This window comes from Rhodococcus triatomae (assembly GCF_014217785.1).
GTDB classification, from domain to species: Bacteria; Actinomycetota; Actinomycetes; order Mycobacteriales; family Mycobacteriaceae; genus Rhodococcus_F; species Rhodococcus_F triatomae.
The window spans coordinates 3,866,079-3,882,311 of record NZ_CP048814.1; the positions used below are offsets into that span (position 1 = coordinate 3,866,079).

General features: G+C 69.6%; 17 protein-coding genes. 7 read left to right on the forward strand and 10 right to left on the reverse strand.

Annotated elements, in window-relative coordinates; genetic code table 11:
- Positions 1-51: 51 nt before the first annotated feature.
- On the reverse strand, positions 52-1,638 hold the full coding sequence (locus tag G4H71_RS18415) for an AMP-binding protein (protein ID WP_169847111.1): 1,587 nt from the start codon (positions 1,636-1,638) through the stop codon (positions 52-54).
- Positions 1,639-1,958: 320 nt separating this feature from the next.
- Here G4H71_RS18415 and G4H71_RS18420 point away from each other — a divergent pair, with 320 nt between their 5' ends.
- The 3 genes from G4H71_RS18420 (at position 1,959) to bluB (ending at position 5,090) form a co-directional block, all read left to right on the forward strand.
- A complete protein-coding gene (locus G4H71_RS18420; protein ID WP_083342924.1) occupies positions 1,959-3,284 on the forward strand; it encodes a CoA transferase in 1,326 nt (441 codons plus the stop codon).
- A gap of 79 nt (positions 3,285-3,363) precedes the next feature.
- Positions 3,364-4,425: a CobW family GTP-binding protein gene (locus tag G4H71_RS18425; RefSeq protein ID WP_072736422.1), complete on the forward strand. Its 1,062-nt coding sequence runs from the start codon at positions 3,364-3,366 to the stop codon at positions 4,423-4,425.
- Positions 4,426-4,475: 50 nt separating this feature from the next.
- On the forward strand, positions 4,476-5,090 hold the full coding sequence (gene bluB, locus G4H71_RS18430) for a 5,6-dimethylbenzimidazole synthase (protein ID WP_072736656.1): 615 nt from the start codon (positions 4,476-4,478) through the stop codon (positions 5,088-5,090).
- On the opposite strand, the gene G4H71_RS18435 is transcribed toward bluB, so the two are convergent.
- The 4 genes from G4H71_RS18435 to G4H71_RS18450 form a co-directional block, all read right to left on the reverse strand.
- Complete coding sequence (locus G4H71_RS18435) at positions 5,087-6,475, reverse strand: DEAD/DEAH box helicase (protein ID WP_371842136.1); 1,389 nt, start codon at positions 6,473-6,475, stop codon at positions 5,087-5,089. The two genes, bluB and G4H71_RS18435, sit on opposite strands and share 4 nt — an antisense overlap.
- Before the next feature lie 213 nt (positions 6,476-6,688).
- Entirely contained in the window at positions 6,689-7,102 is a 414-nt protein-coding gene (locus tag G4H71_RS18440; protein ID WP_072736420.1) for a molybdenum cofactor biosynthesis protein MoaE, read from the reverse strand.
- Positions 7,095-8,072, reverse strand: coding sequence for a bifunctional molybdenum cofactor biosynthesis protein MoaC/MoaB (gene moaCB / locus G4H71_RS18445; RefSeq protein WP_072736419.1), 978 nt, complete (start codon positions 8,070-8,072; stop codon positions 7,095-7,097). Before moaCB ends, G4H71_RS18440 begins: the two co-directional genes overlap by 8 nt.
- The gene (locus G4H71_RS18450) at positions 8,069-9,253 is read right to left on the reverse strand and encodes a molybdopterin molybdotransferase MoeA (RefSeq protein WP_072736418.1); all 1,185 of its coding nucleotides are present in this window, start codon (positions 9,251-9,253) and stop codon (positions 8,069-8,071) included. Before G4H71_RS18450 ends, moaCB begins: the two co-directional genes overlap by 4 nt.
- Positions 9,254-9,363: 110 nt before the next feature.
- On the opposite strand from G4H71_RS18450, the gene moaA reads away from it, so the two are divergent.
- Both moaA and G4H71_RS18460 read left to right on the forward strand, forming a co-directional pair.
- Positions 9,364-10,419, forward strand: a complete 1,056-nt coding sequence (gene moaA, locus G4H71_RS18455) for a GTP 3',8-cyclase MoaA (RefSeq protein WP_072736655.1) — start codon at positions 9,364-9,366, stop codon at positions 10,417-10,419.
- 46 nt (positions 10,420-10,465) lie between these two features.
- Positions 10,466-10,726, forward strand: a complete 261-nt coding sequence (locus G4H71_RS18460; protein WP_072736654.1) for a MoaD/ThiS family protein — start codon at positions 10,466-10,468, stop codon at positions 10,724-10,726.
- A gap of 316 nt (positions 10,727-11,042) precedes the next feature.
- Here G4H71_RS18460 and G4H71_RS18465 read toward each other — a convergent pair whose 3' ends face one another.
- Both G4H71_RS18465 and nadE read right to left on the reverse strand, forming a co-directional pair.
- Positions 11,043-11,819, reverse strand: a complete 777-nt coding sequence (locus tag G4H71_RS18465) for an SDR family oxidoreductase (protein WP_072736417.1) — start codon at positions 11,817-11,819, stop codon at positions 11,043-11,045.
- Between the two features lie 4 nt (positions 11,820-11,823).
- Positions 11,824-12,669 (reverse strand): NAD(+) synthase, encoded by an 846-nt coding sequence (gene nadE, locus G4H71_RS18470; protein WP_072736416.1) that lies wholly within the window; start codon positions 12,667-12,669, stop codon positions 11,824-11,826.
- Between the two features lie 51 nt (positions 12,670-12,720).
- On the opposite strand from nadE, the gene G4H71_RS18475 reads away from it, so the two are divergent.
- Positions 12,721-13,275, forward strand: a complete 555-nt coding sequence (locus tag G4H71_RS18475; protein WP_072736415.1) for a nucleosidase — start codon at positions 12,721-12,723, stop codon at positions 13,273-13,275.
- A 12-nt stretch (positions 13,276-13,287) separates the two neighbouring features.
- On the opposite strand, the gene G4H71_RS18480 is transcribed toward G4H71_RS18475, so the two are convergent.
- Both G4H71_RS18480 and G4H71_RS18485 read right to left on the reverse strand, forming a co-directional pair.
- Positions 13,288-14,067: an META domain-containing protein gene (locus G4H71_RS18480; RefSeq protein ID WP_072736653.1), complete on the reverse strand. Its 780-nt coding sequence runs from the start codon at positions 14,065-14,067 to the stop codon at positions 13,288-13,290.
- A 26-nt stretch (positions 14,068-14,093) separates the two neighbouring features.
- On the reverse strand, positions 14,094-14,690 hold the full coding sequence (locus G4H71_RS18485) for a TetR/AcrR family transcriptional regulator (RefSeq protein WP_072736652.1): 597 nt from the start codon (positions 14,688-14,690) through the stop codon (positions 14,094-14,096).
- A 102-nt stretch (positions 14,691-14,792) separates the two neighbouring features.
- Between G4H71_RS18485 and G4H71_RS18490 the strand changes: the two genes are divergently transcribed.
- Positions 14,793-15,356, forward strand: a complete 564-nt coding sequence (locus G4H71_RS18490; protein WP_072736414.1) for an NAD(P)H-dependent oxidoreductase — start codon at positions 14,793-14,795, stop codon at positions 15,354-15,356.
- Between the two features lie 5 nt (positions 15,357-15,361).
- On the opposite strand, the gene G4H71_RS18495 is transcribed toward G4H71_RS18490, so the two are convergent.
- A complete protein-coding gene (locus tag G4H71_RS18495) occupies positions 15,362-16,195 on the reverse strand; it encodes a siderophore-interacting protein (RefSeq protein WP_072736413.1) in 834 nt (277 codons plus the stop codon).
- Positions 16,196-16,233: the final 38 nt, after the last annotated feature.

Genomic DNA, 16,233 nt, shown 5'->3' on the forward strand with positions numbered 1-16,233 from the left:
GCCGCTGAGCAGGGTGCACGAATGCGGTCGCCGGCGGTCTTCCCGCGCAGCTCAGGGCTGTCGCAGGCGCGCCAGATCCAGCGTTCGTGCCCGATCGATCTTGCTGTTGTGCCGTGGGTCCGACGGCAGCGGCGAGTCGAGGGTGACGACGACCGGGGCGGGAAAGCCGATCCGCTCCGCCAAGACGGCGAGGGTACCGGTATCGATCACGCCGGTGGGGTGCGGCGTTGTCCCGAGGACGTAATAGAGCGTGTCCGTCTGCTTCTCGTAGACGACCGCGCTCAGGGACGCGCCGGTCACGAGATCGAACATCTCCTCGACCGCATCGGGATGCAGCGTGCCGTGCGGGGTCTCGACGACGTCCTTCTTCCGGCACAGATACCAGAGGTCGCCGGAGTCGTCGAGATAGCCGATATCCGCAGTGCGGTGCCAGATCCGGTCGGTGTGCGCGTCGCGGAGCTTCGCGTGCTTCTCGACCTCCGGTCGCTTGAAGTAGGTCCGGGTCACCCGTGATCCGGACACGATGATCTCCCCGGCGACACCGGGGGCGAGCCGTTCGGTCGCGACGGAGAACGAGTCGCCGTCGCCGGTCGTCGTCGCGATGATCGCGACGTCCGTCTCCGCCGAGGCGGCGCCGAGTGGAACTCCACGGCCGGTCCAGGTGCCGAGTTTCGATCTGTGCACGTAGTCGTCGGCGTCGATCGAGGTGACCGGCATCAACGCCTCGGTGCTCGCGTAGGGAACGCGGAATCGGGTCTCGGGCATCACCCGGCGCAGCGTCTCGAGCATTCGGGAGCCGACTGCCGAGCCTGCCGTCGCGGCCCGCCGCACCGGCGGCGGCTCCGCGCCCGCATCGAGGTGATTCGCCAACCTGTGCCACACGAGCGGCGACGCGAAGACGTAGTCGCATCCGTGTCGATCCATCTGTGCTCTGGTCTGCTCGATGTCGAGGCCGGCGGGGGAGTAGTCGTCGAGCTGTGGCAGCACCGCGGTGCGACCCATCGCGACCGCCACCATCGCGAGATGGGGGAAGAAGCAGAACTCCGTCCGGATGTCGGGATCCCGGTACGCGCGGATCTGGGATGCGAGCTCCCGGCTGGTCCAGGGCACGCCCTTCGGGATCCCGGTGGTGCCACTGGTGTACAGCATCAAGACGGTATCGAGGACGTCCCATTCCCTGACGTCGGGACACGCGTCGTCGTCGACGCTCTCTGGATCCGCGGCACTCCACGGATCCCTGGGGTGGAGGGTTGCGCCGCCGAAGGAGGGCGGGGGGACCGCGCCGGACGGCATCACCCACGCCGGCGCTTCCAGCTCGTCGAGGCACTGGGCGAGCGCTCCGGGTGCGCTGCGCGCGTCGAGGAGAGCGGGCGCCGCACCGGCGATCATCGCGCCGAAAGCGTAGGCGAGAAAGTTGACTCCCGTGGGGACGGTGATCACGACGTAGTCGCCGTTCCGTACTCCTGATTCGCCGAGGTGGCCGGCAGCTGCGACGGCCGACTGCACCATTTCCCGTGCGGTCACCGTGCGACCGCTCGCGCCTTCCACCGCTACTGCGGCCCCCGGTGTCTCCAGTGCGTGGTGCAACAGGCCGTCGAGCAGCGTGTTGCCGGTTCGTGTCGAGCGAGTGGTGATCATGGTCCCCTGTCCGGCGTCCGAGAACGCAGCACTTCGGCCCGAGTTCGGTTGCCCCGGAGCCCCCCTTCGCGTACGTCCCCACCCATCGTGGCGACACGCGAACCCGGCGAAGACTAGCAGTGAGTTGTCCTCGGCCGGAAGTATGCCTCGTGATCGAAGGATCGAATCGAAAGACATTGTCGCACTGTGATTGAAGACCGCACATACATTGACTTGGGTCGACGCTTCTCCACTGCGAATTTCGGACTTCGTGCGCCCGCGCGACGTGCGGATTACCCTCGAAGGGTGACCACATCGACGCATTCGAGGCCGCCGACTCCATGAGTGGCGGCGAGCTGCTGCGGGATTACGAGTTCGGGTCGTTCGTCGCCCCGGCCCCCGGCGCGATCTCCTGTCGGCCGAACGACGGATTTCTCTGTGCGGGCCTGCCGGTGCCGGACCTGGCGATCGGCGCCGTTGCGGCGTTCGCTGCGTCGGTGAATCGCCTCCTGGAGGCGGTTGGGCTGGAACCGCGCACCTGGCATCTCGATCCCGAGCGAATCGCCGCGTCGTACGCCGGCGACGCGATGATGCGGGTCGGCGGCGAGCCCGTGGCCGGGTTCTCCGCGCTGTCCGGGTTCTTCGCGGCGGCGGACGGCTGGGTACGCACCCACGCCAACTATCCGCACCACCGTGATCGCCTGCTCGCCGTTCTCGACCTGCCCACCGACGCGGGGGTAGACGCGCTGGCCGAGCGCATCTCGCGGCGTGGCGCAGCGCAGCTCGAGGACGACGCGGCCGAGGTCGGAGCACTCGCCGTGCGGGTGCGGACCGAACAGGTTTGGCAGGAGGAGCAGCATCCGGAGCGGGCTCCACTGGTGACCTCGGAAGACGGCGCGGCCGGTGGGGCGCCGGAGATACCGTTCACGGACCGGGCCCGGCCCCTGCGCGGGGTGAAGGTTCTCGACCTGACCCGCGTCCTCGCCGGTCCCGTCGCCGGCCGTTCGCTCGCGCTGCTCGGCGCCGACGTGCTCCGCGTCGACCCGCCGCATCTCGCGGAAGTCCTGTGGCAGCACCGCGACACCGGGCAGGGCAAGCGCAGCACGCTGATCGACCTGGCGTCCGGGGGAGGTCGGCGGCAGTTCGCCGCGCTTCTCGAGGACGCGGACGTGCTTCTCACCGGGTACCGTCCGGGAGCTCTCGACCGATTCGGCGTGCCAGACGACCGTCCCGGCCTCGTCCACGGACGGGTCAGCGCCTGGGACCCGGCGGGCCCCTGGGGCCGCCGCCGTGGTTTCGACAGCCTCGTCCAGGCGGCGACGGGAATCGCCCGGATCGAGGGCAACGACGATCGGCCGGGGGCGCTGCCGGTCCAGGCCCTCGACCACGCCAGCGGGTACCTCCTCGCTGCGGCAGTGATCGACGCGCTGTCCCGACGTGTCGTCGACGGGCGTGGGTGCACGGTCGGTGTCGTCCTCGAACACACCGCGCGGTGGCTGCTGGGAGCCCCCGGCCGGATGTCGACGCCTCCGTCGGCCCGGGTGCCGGGCCCGGCGACGACGGTGACCCACGGCGACGTGCTCTCGGCACGGCCCGCGCTCGCCGAGTACGACGACTATCCCTTCCCGGCGCGGCCGTGGGGCAAGGACGAGCCGCGCTGGGCCTGAGGGCGCGGAGACGCACTGCGGCGGAGACGGACTACGATGGGCGCCTCTACAGGTCGAGCACCGGGAACAGGAGGTCGCCGTGGCCCGCACACGCATACCCGTCGTCGTGGTAGCCGGATTCCTGGGGTCGGGGAAGACCACTCTGCTCAACCACCTGCTCCGGAACAACCGCGGGGTGCGGGTGGGGGTGATCGTCAACGATTTCGGGGCGATCAACATCGACTCGATGCTGGTCGCCGGGCAGGTCGACTCGATGGTGTCGCTCAGCAACGGCTGCCTGTGCTGTGCGGTCGACGTCAGCGATATGGACGAGATGCTGGATCGACTCGCCCACCCGTCGTCCGAGATCGACGTGATCGTGGTCGAGGCGAGTGGAGTGGCCGAACCACGCAACATGATCCGCCTCGTACTGGGGAGCGAGAACCCACGGGTGTTCTTCGGCGGGCTCGTGACGGTGGTGGACGCCGATCAGTTCGGTGAGACCCTCACCCGGCACCCCGAGCTGGCCCAGCACGTCGGTCTCGCGGACCTGGTGGTCCTCAACAAGGTGGACCAGGTGGGCGACCAGGTCGGCGAAGACGTGCGAGTCCTGTTGCGCGAGTTCAACGATCGGGCCCCGATCGTGTCCACCTCGCACGGACGTGTGGACCCGGAACTCCTGTTCGACCCGGGCCGGGCGGAACCGGCTCCCGGTGAGCAACTGACTCTGGATCAGTTGCTCGCCGATCCCTGCGACGACCACGACCACGGCGCCGACCGGGGCCACGGCCATCGGCATCTACATTCCGAGTACGAGGCAATCGAATTCGAATCGGATCGGCCGCTCGACCCCCGTGAGCTCGTCGCCTTTCTGGAGCAGCGTCCGGTGGGTGTGTTCCGGGTGAAGGGGTTCGTCCACTTCGCCGTGCCCGGGCAGTCCCGCAAGTTCGAGGTGCAGGCCGTCGGGCCGCACATCCGGTTCACGGGTTCCCGCTGGGAGCCCGGGGAGACCCGCAGGACCCAGTTGGTCCTGATCGGCGCCGGAGTGGACCGCGAGGCGGTAGCCGCCGGGCTCGAGCGGTGCGTCGCCACGGAGGACGGCGAGGCCGCAGCCGACCCCAACAGCATGCTCGGCGTGCACCGCTATACCGTGGCGGTGTGAGCGGACAGACTCCCTCGACGGGTGATGCGGAGAAGACCACCGATCCGGTGATGGGTGTGTACGAGGCGATCCGTCGCCGCCGCGACGTGCGTGCCGAATTCACCGGTGAACTCGTCGAGGACAGGGTGCTCGAGCGCATTCTCACCGCAGCGCATCAGGCGCCCAGCGTCGGTAACACCCAGCCGTGGGATTTCGTCGTCGTCCGCGATCGGGACACGCTCGGCACGTTCGCCGCGCACGTGGCCGAAGCCCGCGCGAGGTTCGCCGAATCGCTCCCGGCAGACCGCCGTGAGACGTTCGATCCCATCAAGATCGAGGGCATCGAGGAGAGCGGCACCGGCGTGGTCGTGACCTACGACCCGGCTCGGGGCGGCACCCACATCCTCGGTCGGCACACGGTCGAGGACACCGGGTTGTTGTCCGCCGCCCTGGCGATCGAGAACCTGTGGCTCGCGGCGGTCGCCGAGGACGTCGGCGTGGGATGGGTCTCGTTCTACGACGAAGCGGTTCTCACCGCGCTGCTCGAGATCCCGTCGCCGGTGCGGCCGGTTGCCTGGCTGTGTGTCGGCAGAGTGAGCCGATTCCAGCAGACTCCGGATCTGGAACGGTTCGGATGGCGCGGGCGCCGGCCGTTGGCCGACGCCCTGCACCACGAGAAGTTCTAGCGCTGGCGGCTGCCCGCGGAGCGGGTGCCCTGCCCGGAAGACTGTGCTCCCGAACGATTCCGGCGGTTTCCTGCGCCCTGACTGTGCGTCCGGCTGCCGCCACTCGACTGACCGCCGCCGCGTCCGCTGTGGCCGCCCCGGCCGCCGCCCTGCTCACTGCGGGACTGGCCGCCGCGGGATTGGCCACCGCGTGCCGTGCCGCCACCACGCCGACCGGTGGCCGTGCCGGCGGGACGCCGACCGCGGGCCGGTGCCGCCTCGGCGACCGGCGCGGGGGTCACGAGCGGGGCGATGTCACCGACCAGCTCGGCGACGTGCGCGGAGTTCGCGGTGCTCGGAATCGGGGTGACCTTGATCGCGGCCTTGCGCATCAGTACGGACAGGTCGCGCCGCTGTTCGGGCAGCACCACGGTGACGACGTCGCCGGCGCTGCCCGCGCGGGCAGTGCGGCCCGAGCGGTGCAGGTACGCCTTGTGCTCGGCCGGCGGATCGACGTGCACGACCAGCTCCACGTCGTCGACGTGGACACCGCGCGCGGCGACATCGGTCGCGACGAGGACACGGGCAGTGCCCGAGGAGAAGGCCGCCAGATTCCGGTCGCGCGCGTTCTGGGACAGATTGCCGTGCAGGTCCACCGACGGGATTCCCGCAGCGGTCAGCTGCTTGGCGAGCTTGCGGGCCTGGTGCTTGGTGCGCATGAACAGGATTCGTCGTCCGGTGCCGGACGCGAGCTTCTCGACCAGTGCCTTCTTGGTTTCGACCCCGTCGACGTCGAACACGTGGTGCGTCATCGCGGCGACAGGGGAGTTCGCCTCGTCCACGGAATGCATGATCTGGTCGGTGAGGAACCGCTTGACCAGCTTGTCGACCCCGTTGTCCAGCGTGGCGGAGAACAGAAGCCGTTGTCCCCGTGAGGGAGTGGCGTTGAGGATGCGGGTGACACCGGGCAGGAACCCGAGGTCGGCCATGTGATCGGCCTCGTCGAGCACGGTGACCTGCACGTCGTCGAGGGTCACGAACCCTTGGCGCATCAGGTCTTCGAGCCGTCCCGGGCACGCGACGACGATGTCGACGCCAGACTTCAGGGCCGACACCTGGCGGTTCTGGGACACGCCGCCGAAGATCGTTGTCACCGTCAGCTTCTCGGCCTGAGCCAGCGGCTCGAGCGTCGCCGTGATCTGCGTGGCGAGCTCGCGGGTCGGGGCCAGCACGAGGCCGCGGGGGCGGCTGGGACGGCGCCGGGTCCCGGACCCGGCCAGGCGGGCCACCATCGGGATGGAGAAGGCGAGGGTCTTGCCACTGCCGGTCTTCCCGCGGCCGAGCACGTCGCGTCCGGCGAGCGTGTCGGGCAGGGTGTCGGCCTGGATCGGGAACGGCGCGGTCATTCCGCGGGCGGTGAGCGATTCCACCAGGGACCGCGGGACGCCGAGTGAGGAGAAGGTCGTTTCGGGCACGTGTGAGCCTTTCTGGTCACGGCAATACGGGATCGCCGTGAGAAAGGCAGGAGTCGGCAGCCGTCTGGGTGCCTGGACTGGACGCGATCTACGACGCTGGGCGGCCGTGGCGGCAGCCCGATGGAAGCGAGTCTACATTGCGGGCTAGAGGCCGACCCATTCCGAGGTGCCTTCCGCGAAGTGCTGGCGTTTCCAGATCGGTACCTCCTGCTTGATCCGCTCGACGAGTTCGGCACAGGCTGCGAACGCTTCCCGCCGGTGCGGAGCAGCCACCGCGGCGACGAGTGCGAGGTCGCCGACGCGGAGGTCGCCGACCCGGTGGATCGCCGCCACCGGCAGGCCCGTGGCGGACGCCACCTCGTCGCAGCAGGCGGCGAGGAACCGCTCGGCGTCCGGGTGCGCCTGGTACTCGAGGGCGGAAACGGACTGCCCGCCATCGTGATTGCGCACAACTCCGGTGAACACGACGACCGCGCCGTGTTCGGGCCCGGCGACGGCGGCATCGACGACGGACGGGTCGAGCGGCTGCGCGGAGATCCGGGCGAGAAGGTCAGTCATCGTGTGGTCCTCCACCGGCGATCTGTGCGAGCAGATGTTCGAGTATCGGTTCGAGGACGGCGAGGCCGTCCCGTACGCCACCGGGTGATCCGGGCAGATTCACCACCAGTGTGCCGTTGGACACACCGGCCAGGCCGCGACTGAGTGATGCGTGCGGGGTCACCTCGGCGCCGCGGGCCCGGATGGCGTCGGCCACTCCGGGGAGTTCCCGGTCGAGGACCGCCCGGGTGGCCTCGGGGGTTGCGTCCGTCGGGGACACTCCGGTCCCGCCGGTGGTGACGATCAGTGCAGGGCGTGCGGCGAGGGCATCGGCGAGCCCGGTCGCCACCTCCGCGTCGGCGACGACCAGGGGATCTCCGACGGTGAATCCGCGTTCGGTGAGCCAGGCCGCGATCGTCGGACCGGTCGTGTCCTCCCGGGTACCGCGGGCGCCGCCGGTGGAGGCGACCAGGACGGTCGCGGTGCCGGAGACGGGGCGGGCGAGCGTGTGTTCTTCCGCGCCTCCGCGTGTCCAGTGACCGCGTTTGCCGCCCTCCTTGCTGATCAGGCGCACGCCGTCGAGTCGGGCCTCGGGGTCGACGGCCTTGACCATGTCGTGCAACGTCAGGCCCGCGACCGCGACGGCGGTCAGCGCCTCCATCTCGACCCCGGTGGCGCCGCGCGTCTTCACCCTGGCCTCGACGGTCACCGACGTCTCGGTGAATCCGAACTCGATCCGCACGGACGACAACGCGATCTGGTGGCACAGCGGAATGAGCTCCGACGTCTTCTTCGCCGCGGAGATTCCTGCGATACGAGCGGTGGCCAGGACGTCCGCCTTGGGCATGTCGTCCGCGCGGACCAGGGAGATCACCTCGGCAGTGGTGACGAGTTCGCCCGCGGCGACCGCGATCCGCGTCGTGTCCGCCTTGGCGCTCACATCGACCATGCGCGCACGGCCTTCGTCGTCGAGGTGCGTCAGATCGCTCACAGCGGTACCACTTTCACGAGTTCTCCGGTGTCGAGTGCGGTGACGTCGGCGGGGACGTCGATGAGGACGTCCGCCCACGCCATGGCGGCGACGAGGTGCGAGCCGGGCCCGGACACGAGTTCGACGGCGTCACCGGCGACGCGGCCCCGCAGGAACTGCCGCTTGCCCTGCGGGGAGCGCAGCGGGCCGGCGAGCGGCAGCGTGTAGTGCTCGGTGGCGGGGAGCCCCGCCGCCGCCCGTAGGTGGGGGCGGGCGAACATCTCGAAGGACACGAGCGTGCTCACCGGATTGCCGGGAAAGCTCAGTACCGGCACCCCGTCGACGACGGTGGCGCCCTGGGGGCCGCCGGGTTGCATGGCAATGTGCCCGAACTGTCCGCCGAGGGGCGCGAGAACGTCCTTGACCACCTCGAAATCGCCCATCGACACACCGCCGGACGTGAGCACCAGATCTGCAGCGGACACGGCCCGGGCGAGCAGGGCCCGGAACACTCCCGGGTCGTCGCTGCTGCGCTGCACCACCACGACGTCGGCACCGTTGGCGCGGGCTCCGGAGGCGAGGGCGAGGCCGTTGGAATCGAAGATCTGTCCCGGCTTCGGAGTGGTCCCGGCATCGACGAGCTCGGCTCCGGTGGTGATCACCGCGACTCGGGGCCGCCGACGCACCACCACGGCACCCAGCCCGACTGCCGCGAGGACCGCGAGGTGGCGGGGTTCGAGGCGGTTGCCGGAGGACAGCAGCAGCATGCCCGCCCGGACGTCGCTGCCCCGCTCACGAACGAACTCGCCGGCCTCCCTCGCCCGGTGGACGGTCACGGACCTGTGGTCTCCCGCGGTGTCCTCGACCGGCACGATCGCGTCCGCGCCCTCGGGAAGCGCGGCGCCGGTCATGATCCGGAGTGCGGTACCCGGCGTGTGCCGGGCCGGTGCGGCGGGGCCGGCGGCGAGGACACCGAGCACCGGCAGGGTGACGGGTGCCGCCGCGACCGAGGCAGCGTCGACGGCGTAGCCGTCCATCTGCGAATTGCGGAACAGCGGCAGATCCACGGGGGAGTGCACGTCCTCGGCGAGAACTCGGCCGAGGGCGTCCGAGAGGTCGACCCGAACCGGTGGCGGCGACAGCAGCGGGCTCAGCAACTCGGCGACGTGCGCCGTGTACTCCTCGACAGATCGCACACCCATGAGGGCAATCCTAGGGCCGCGAGCTCGCCGTGACGGCCCGACCCGGCGCGGACCATCGAGACGGGCGGCGGGTGATCACGGCATACTGGGGACATGCGGAGGAGCGCGCGGTGACCACGGTGTCGATGGGGATTCCCCAGGTCCGCCGAGGCGTGTCGCTCGACGGGCGTCCCGACACGCCCGAACTCGTCGATCGGTTCGGGCGCGTCGCACGTGATCTGCGCGTGTCGATCACGGAGAAGTGTTCGCTCCGGTGCACGTACTGCATGCCGGAGGAGGGTCTGCCGCCCATCCCGATCGAGAATCTCCTCACGGCCGCCGAGATCGTCCGGCTCGTGACGATCGCGGTCCACGACCTCGGGGTTCGTGAGGTGCGATTCACCGGAGGCGAACCCCTGATGCGCGCCGATCTCGAAGAACTGATCGCCGGATGCGCCGCGGCAGTTCCCGGGATTCCCCTGGCGATGACCACGAACGCGATCGGACTCGAGCATCGCGCGCGCCGATTGGCCCGGGCGGGCCTCACCCGGGTCAATGTCTCGCTGGACTCGGTGGACCGGCGGCATTTCGCGCAACTCACCCGCAGGGACAGGCTCCCGTCGGTGTTGGCGGGTATCCGGGCGGCCGCCGACGCCGGACTCGCCCCGCTCAAGATCAACGCCGTCCTCATGCCGGAGACGCTTCCCGGCGCGCCGGACCTGCTGCAGTGGTGCCTCGAGGCGGGAGTGGCGCTGCGCTTCATCGAGGAGATGCCGCTCGATGCCGACCACAACTGGGCGCGGGAGCACATGGTGTCCGCGGAGCGGCTGCTGGCCGTCCTCGGTGAGCGGTTCTCGCTCCGGGAGATCGGGCGTGAGGATCCTTCGGCACCGGCCGAGGAGTGGTCCGTCGACGGTGGTCCCCAGACGGTCGGAATCATCGCGTCGGTCACCCGTTCGTTCTGCGCCGACTGTGACCGAACCCGGCTCACCGCCGAGGGAACGGTCCGATCGTGCCTGTTCAGCGACCACGAGGTGGACCTGCGCGGGCCCCTGCGTTCGGGAGCGGACGACGCCGCACTCGCCCGACTGTGGCGCGGGGCGATGTGGAACAAGTGGGCGGGCCACGGTATCGGCGCAGAAGGCTTCGAGCCTCCGGAACGCAGTATGGGAGCAATCGGTGGGTGAGATCGTGTCGAACGAGAACCGAGTGTCGAACGAGAACGGGATCGGCGTGACCGGAGAGTCCACGAGCGTGTCGGTGCGCTACTTCGCCGCTGCGGCGGAGGCCGCCGGATGCTCGAAGGAATCGGTGGAACTGCCTGGCAGGGCCACTCTCGCGGTCCTCGCCGAGGCGCTCGAACAGCGGCACGGGGCGCCCATGGCGCGCGTGCTGTCGGTGGCAGCGTTTCTGGTGGACTCCGAACTCACCCGCGACCGCTCGCGGCCCGCGGGCGGGCAGGTCGACGTGCTGCCTCCGTTCGCGGGAGGGTAGACCCTACCGGTTCTGACTCGAAAGTTGTTCGGGTCAGACGATTTCGATGCGATCCGGCAAACCGGAGACAGGTGAACACCTCGGTTGACACCATCGGTGGTGGCGGCCCGGCACCGGGCCGCCGCTTCCGAGTGAGGAAGCTCCCGAGAGAACGGAGAGAACATGTCCTCGTCGATCACGGATCTGCTCGAGATCGCGACCGCAGTGCTGGAGCTGTTCGGCGCCCTCAGCGGCCTGTCCTGATCCACGCCGCCGGTGGTGATCGTGCCGCGCTCGCGCGCATCGTGCGGTCGCCACCGGCCGCCCCGGGTGTGAACTAGCGGCGGTCGCTCCGCGCCCATTCCTCGAAGGTGATTGTTCCGTAGGTGTTTTCGGGAACCAGATTGAGTCCGTCGCGAAAGAAGCGGCCCAGAGTTCCGGGAAGCGGGGCGGGCACCACCACACCTCTCGAGCCGGTGGTGCGCTTCCACGCCTCCACCAGGTTCCGGGCCGTACGTATCTCCGGTCCACCGATCGTCACCGGGCCGTCCGGAACGTCCTCGTCGTCGCTCACCGCGTCGGCCAGGGCGAGTGCGACGTCCCGGGTGTCGATCGTCTGGAACCGGATTCCGCGGAACGCGGGCAGGATTCCGACACGGCTGCTCGGCCCGACGATCATCGGAACGAAGTCGTGGAACTGGGTGGCACGCACCACCACGGTGTCCAGCGGCGACCGCGCATAGATCTGTTCCTGCGCGTACTTGGCCTGATAGTACGAGAACGACGCCCGGTCGACGTTGACGATCGACAGCAGGATCGCTCGGGAGACACCTTGTACAGCAGCGGCTTCGAGGAGATTCTCGGCTCCGGCCCCCAGGACGGCGCGGGTCTTGCGTGTCTTGCCGTCCGTGGTGTCGACCACCACGTCGACACCCTCGAGCGCGTCCGGCAGTCCTTCGCCACTGACGAGATCGCCGAGTGCGTGCTCGATTTCGGTGAAGGGCGCGCCGCCGTGCCGGGTCAGTACCCGAACCTCATACTCCCGGCGCAACAACTCCGCGACGACCTGACGGCCCGCGACGCCGGTACCGCCCGCGACCAGGACCCGCGTCATCCGATCACCTCCACCAGGTGTCGAGGGGGGTGACCGGCACGGTCCGCTTGTGTCGCGTGGCCAGGTACAGCGATTCGATCCGCTGCGCCGCGGACGAGTCGATCTCGCGCCCTTCGAGGTAGTCGTCGATCTGGGCGTAGGTGACGCCCAGGGCCTCCTCGTCGGGAATCGCGGGGCGATCGTCCTCGAGGTCGGCGGTGGGCACCTTCCGCCACGTGCTTTCCGGAGCGCCGAGCTCCCTGAGGAGCTGGGCGCCTTGACGTTTGGTGAGGCCGGTGAGTGGAGTGACGTCGACTCCGCCGTCTCCGAACTTGGTGAAGAATCCGGTGACCGCCTCGGCGGCGTGGTCCGTCCCGACGACCAGGTAGCCGAGCTCGCCGGCGACGGCGTACTGGATGACCATTCGCTCCCGCGCTTTGATGTTGCCGCGCACGAAATCTCGCAGCGAGCCGCCGTCGCCGAGGATCTCGCGCAATGCCTGTGACGACTCGGCCGCGGTGGCGTCTGCGCCCGGTTTGACGTTGACGACGACCGCTCGGTCCGGCTGGATGAACCGCAACGAGACCTGTGCGTCCGACTCGTCGGCCTGCTCGCCGTACGGCAGGCGCACCGCCACGAACTCGGCGTCCTCACCCTCTGCGCGCAGTTCCTCGGCGGCGAGCTGCACCAGACGTCCGGTCAGTGTGCTGTCCTGACCACCACTGATACCCAGTACGAAGCCGCGGCCCGGAGTGGACCGCAGATAGTCCTTGAGGAACTGCACCCTGGTCCGGATCTCGGCGGGTGCGTCGATGTCGGGACGGACGCCGAGTTCCTCGATGATCCGGTCTCGGAGGCTGGAGTTCGACATGGCTGAACTCTAGCGAGTGGACCGGCCGGGCGCAGGCGTAGCCTGTCGGCCATGAAGCGAGCGGATGTGCTGGTGGTCAGCGCGACGAAGGCGGAAGCGGCCCACGTGCCGCCCGAATTCGAGGTGCTCGTCACGGGAATCGGCAAGGTCAGCGCCGCCGTGGCGGTGGCGAGTGCGCTGGCGACCTACGGTTCCGGACGGCTCCCCCTCGTCGTCGACATCGGCACCGTCGGGGCGCTCCACGCCCACCACACCGGCTTGTTCACCCCGTCCCGGGTGCTCAACCACGATCTCAGCGCGGCCGCGATCCGCGCGCTGGGCCACGACGTCGACGACGCCATCGAACTCCCCGACGGAGACGGGTCGGTGCTCGCCACCGGGGACGTCTTCATCTCGGACGCCGCGGTACGTGACCTGCTCGCCCAGCGCGCCGACCTCGTCGACATGGAGGGGTACGCCGTGGCGTACGCGAGCGCACACATGGGAGCCGAGTGCCGCCTGGTCAAGCATGTGAGCGATCAGGCGGACGACTCCGCGCTCGACTGGCCGGCGAGGATCGACGCCAGCGCCCGGGAACTCGGCGACTGGCTGCGCAGAACGCTCTGACGCTGTCCCTGCTCAGGAGGTGGCGCGCACGTCCAGCCCGACACCGTCCGCACGACGCAGGCGCATCGTGTCGCCGTCCACCGTGGCCGTGGCCTCGCCGGTGAGCGCCGCGAGCACCGCGGTCTCGACCTCCATCACGTCCGGCGGGCACGCCATCCGGGTGGTCGCGATCGGCTCGAAGACCACCGTCTCGCCCGAGACGATGGCGGATCCGGTCATGCTGTTGCATCCGGCGAACCCGGTGAGGGCACCGTCCTCGGCGATGGTGAAGTGCGGCGCGGACTCCTCGAGAGCGCGCGAGGTCGTGATCGCCTGATCGCTGACCAGGCTGGCCACCGCCCACTCCGTGCCGGAGATCGGGCGATCGGGCCGGACGACCTTTTCGTCGGTGAGGGTGACCGTGCTCCGGTCGCCGTTCAGGGTGAACGTGTCGCCGTCGAGCGTCCACTGCGGCCCGGATTCGAGTAGTTCCTGCATCCACGCGTCGGCGGTCTCGGCCTCGCCGACGCAGGCCATCATCGTCATAGCCAACGGTCCGGTGGACAGGGTCCCGTCGGACAGGTCCACGGTGCCGCTCGCGCGGTTGCACCCGGCGTCGGCGACGATCCGGCCGGGCTCGGGGAACCCGAGGGTGAGTGGCCCGCCGCCGGGGATCCGGTCGCCGTCGACCGCGGTCGAGACGAAGGTTCTCCCGGAGGGGTCGGACGTCTGCGCTTGGGTGTCGTCCGAGCACGCCGCGAGAGTCGCGATCGAGAGCGAGGTGAGGCCCAGGACGGCAACGATGCGGCGCATGTCGCACACCCTAGCCGCGCCGGCGGTCACCGGGTGATGAGACGCACCAGTTCGGTCCAGGCCTGTTCGATCCGAGCGACGGGGATGCCCAGATCACGAGTTTCGTGGAGTACCAGCGTCGCATCGAGAGTGGCGGTGAGGGACATCGCGAGCAACTGATGATCGCCGTCGACACCGGCCTCGTGCAGCAGACGAGCGATATGGGTGAGCGACACGGCCCTCGCGGGCGCCGAGAATCGCGACTCCGGGGTGTTCTCCGCCGCGCGCATGACGTCGCCCTGGACCTCCACCAGCGCCAGGCGTGCATGTCCGTATGCGGTGAGGCGATCGACGGGATCCGCGCCCGGACCGAGCGGAGGTGGCCCGAACATGAACGCCTGCTGGAGTTCGCGTTCGGAATGGTCGAGCAGGGCGAGCATCAGGCCCGCGCGGTTGCCGAACCGGCGGAACACCGTGCCCTTGCCGACGCCGGCGCGACAGGCCACGGCATCCATCGTGACGGCGTCGACTCCCCGTTCGGCGACCAGGAGCGCGGCAGCGTCCAGGAGGAGCCGCCGGTTCCGTGCGGCGTCACCGCGCTCCGGCTGCTCGGCGCCGATCTGGGGGAGAAGGTCACTGGTCACACGGTCATCGTACAGGCCCGGGAACATAAGTGGACCGCGGTCCGTTTGGGGTGTATACATACAACTCGTAGTCCCCGCCGCCCTACCCGAAGGATTCACAGCATGTCCACGAACGTTCTCGCCCTCGTCGGCAGCCTGCGCGCCGCCTCCGTCAACCGGCAGCTCGCGGAGCTCGCCGCCGCCTCCGCTCCCGAGGGCGCCGAGGTCACCGTCTACGAAGGGCTGGCCGACCTCCCGTTCTACAACGAGGATCTCGACGTCGAGGGTGCCGATCTCCCCGCCGTGCGCGCGCTGCGTGCCGCCGGAGCCGAGGCGGACGCCCTCCTGCTGCTGACGCCCGAATACAACGGCACCATCCCGGCCGTGCTCAAGAACGCGATCGACTGGCTCTCCCGCCCCTACGGCGCCGGTGCGGTCAAGGACAAGCCGGTTGCGGTCATCAGCGCTTCGCCGAGCCAGAACGGCGCGGTCTGGGCGCACGAGGACACACGCAAGGCGGTCCGCATCGCCGGTGGTCGTGTCCTCGAGGACGTGACGCTGAGCATCGGCGGCACCATCGGCAAGTTCGGTGACCAGCATCCGCGGGAGAACGCGGAGACCGTGTCCGAGGTCGCCGAGGTGGTGCGCACGCTCGTCGACGCCACCAAGGAACTCGCCTCGGTCTGAGCGTCTCAGAGGCCGGCGCGGTCGAGCTCGGCATCGACGGCGTCGCGCACCGCTTCGAAGTCCGTGGAGGCTGCCAGGGCACGGTCCCTGGCAGCCTCCACGCGGTCTCGGGCCGCGTCGTAGCGGCGCTCCCAATCGACACGGTCGGCACGCCAATAGCCCATGACGTGGTACCGGTTCGACGTCCACCCCAGCTCGTGTCGCAGATGGTGCCGAACGCGCCTTGCCACCCGAGCTTCCCCGGCGCACCACACGTAGGTGTCGTCCCCGAGATCGAGCGCCGAGAGCTCACGGTCCAGGGTGCTCGGCGTCCGTCCGTTCCCGGTGTCACGCCAGGCGATGTCGTGCCGGTGATCGCCGGATGGTGCGTGGCTGCCGGATGGGGTGTCGCGGGCGAGAACAGCGGCGTCGTCCGGATCGAGGATCTCCGCGACGACGTCGATCGGGATGCCCGTCCCGGCCTCCTCGAGGATTCGGCCCACTGCGGCCAGCGAACTCATGTCGGCGAGCAGGACGATCCGGTCCGTGTCCGGTGGCGGCGCATACCAGCCCGACGCGGCGGACAGGCCTGTCTTCTCGCCCGGCGCGACCTCGCGGGCCCACCGCGACGCCGGTCCGTCGATGTAGGCCGCGACATCCAGCGTGATCGCGTGACTGTCCGGGTCCCGGCGTCGGACGGTATAGCTGCGCTCCGTTCCGTCCGGAAGGGACAGCAGGATTCGCTCGTCGGGCATTCCGCTGCCGACGAAATGCGCCAGCGAACCGCCCGTGAGGGTGATTCGCTGCAGGTTGGTCGTCAGTCGCCGGGAGCGGGCCACTTCGGCGGTGTACCGGGACACGTTTCCACCATAGAGGGCAGGAGCCTAGGCTGACGGCC

Bases quoted from the DNA above. Each gene is read 5' to 3' on its own strand.
- G4H71_RS18465 (WP_072736417.1), bottom strand. From the start codon at position 11,819: ATGACGCGGGTCCTGGTCGCGGGCGGTACCGGCGTCGCGGGCCGTCAG.
- G4H71_RS18415 (WP_169847111.1), bottom strand. From the start codon at position 1,638: ATGATCACCACTCGCTCGACACGAACCGGCAACACGCTGCTCGACGGC.
- G4H71_RS18420 (WP_083342924.1), top strand. From the start codon at position 1,959: ATGAGTGGCGGCGAGCTGCTGCGGGATTACGAGTTCGGGTCGTTCGTC.
- G4H71_RS18475 (WP_072736415.1), top strand. From the start codon at position 12,721: ATGAAGCGAGCGGATGTGCTGGTGGTCAGCGCGACGAAGGCGGAAGCG.
- G4H71_RS18450 (WP_072736418.1), bottom strand. From the start codon at position 9,253: ATGGGTGTGCGATCTGTCGAGGAGTACACGGCGCACGTCGCCGAGTTG.
- bluB (WP_072736656.1), top strand. From the start codon at position 4,476: ATGGGTGTGTACGAGGCGATCCGTCGCCGCCGCGACGTGCGTGCCGAA.
- G4H71_RS18435 (WP_371842136.1), bottom strand. From the start codon at position 6,475: ATGACCGCGCCGTTCCCGATCCAGGCCGACACCCTGCCCGACACGCTC.
- G4H71_RS18490 (WP_072736414.1), top strand. From the start codon at position 14,793: ATGTCCACGAACGTTCTCGCCCTCGTCGGCAGCCTGCGCGCCGCCTCC.
- nadE (WP_072736416.1), bottom strand. From the start codon at position 12,669: ATGTCGAACTCCAGCCTCCGAGACCGGATCATCGAGGAACTCGGCGTC.
- G4H71_RS18440 (WP_072736420.1), bottom strand. From the start codon at position 7,102: ATGACTGACCTTCTCGCCCGGATCTCCGCGCAGCCGCTCGACCCGTCC.
- G4H71_RS18480 (WP_072736653.1), bottom strand. From the start codon at position 14,067: ATGCGCCGCATCGTTGCCGTCCTGGGCCTCACCTCGCTCTCGATCGCG.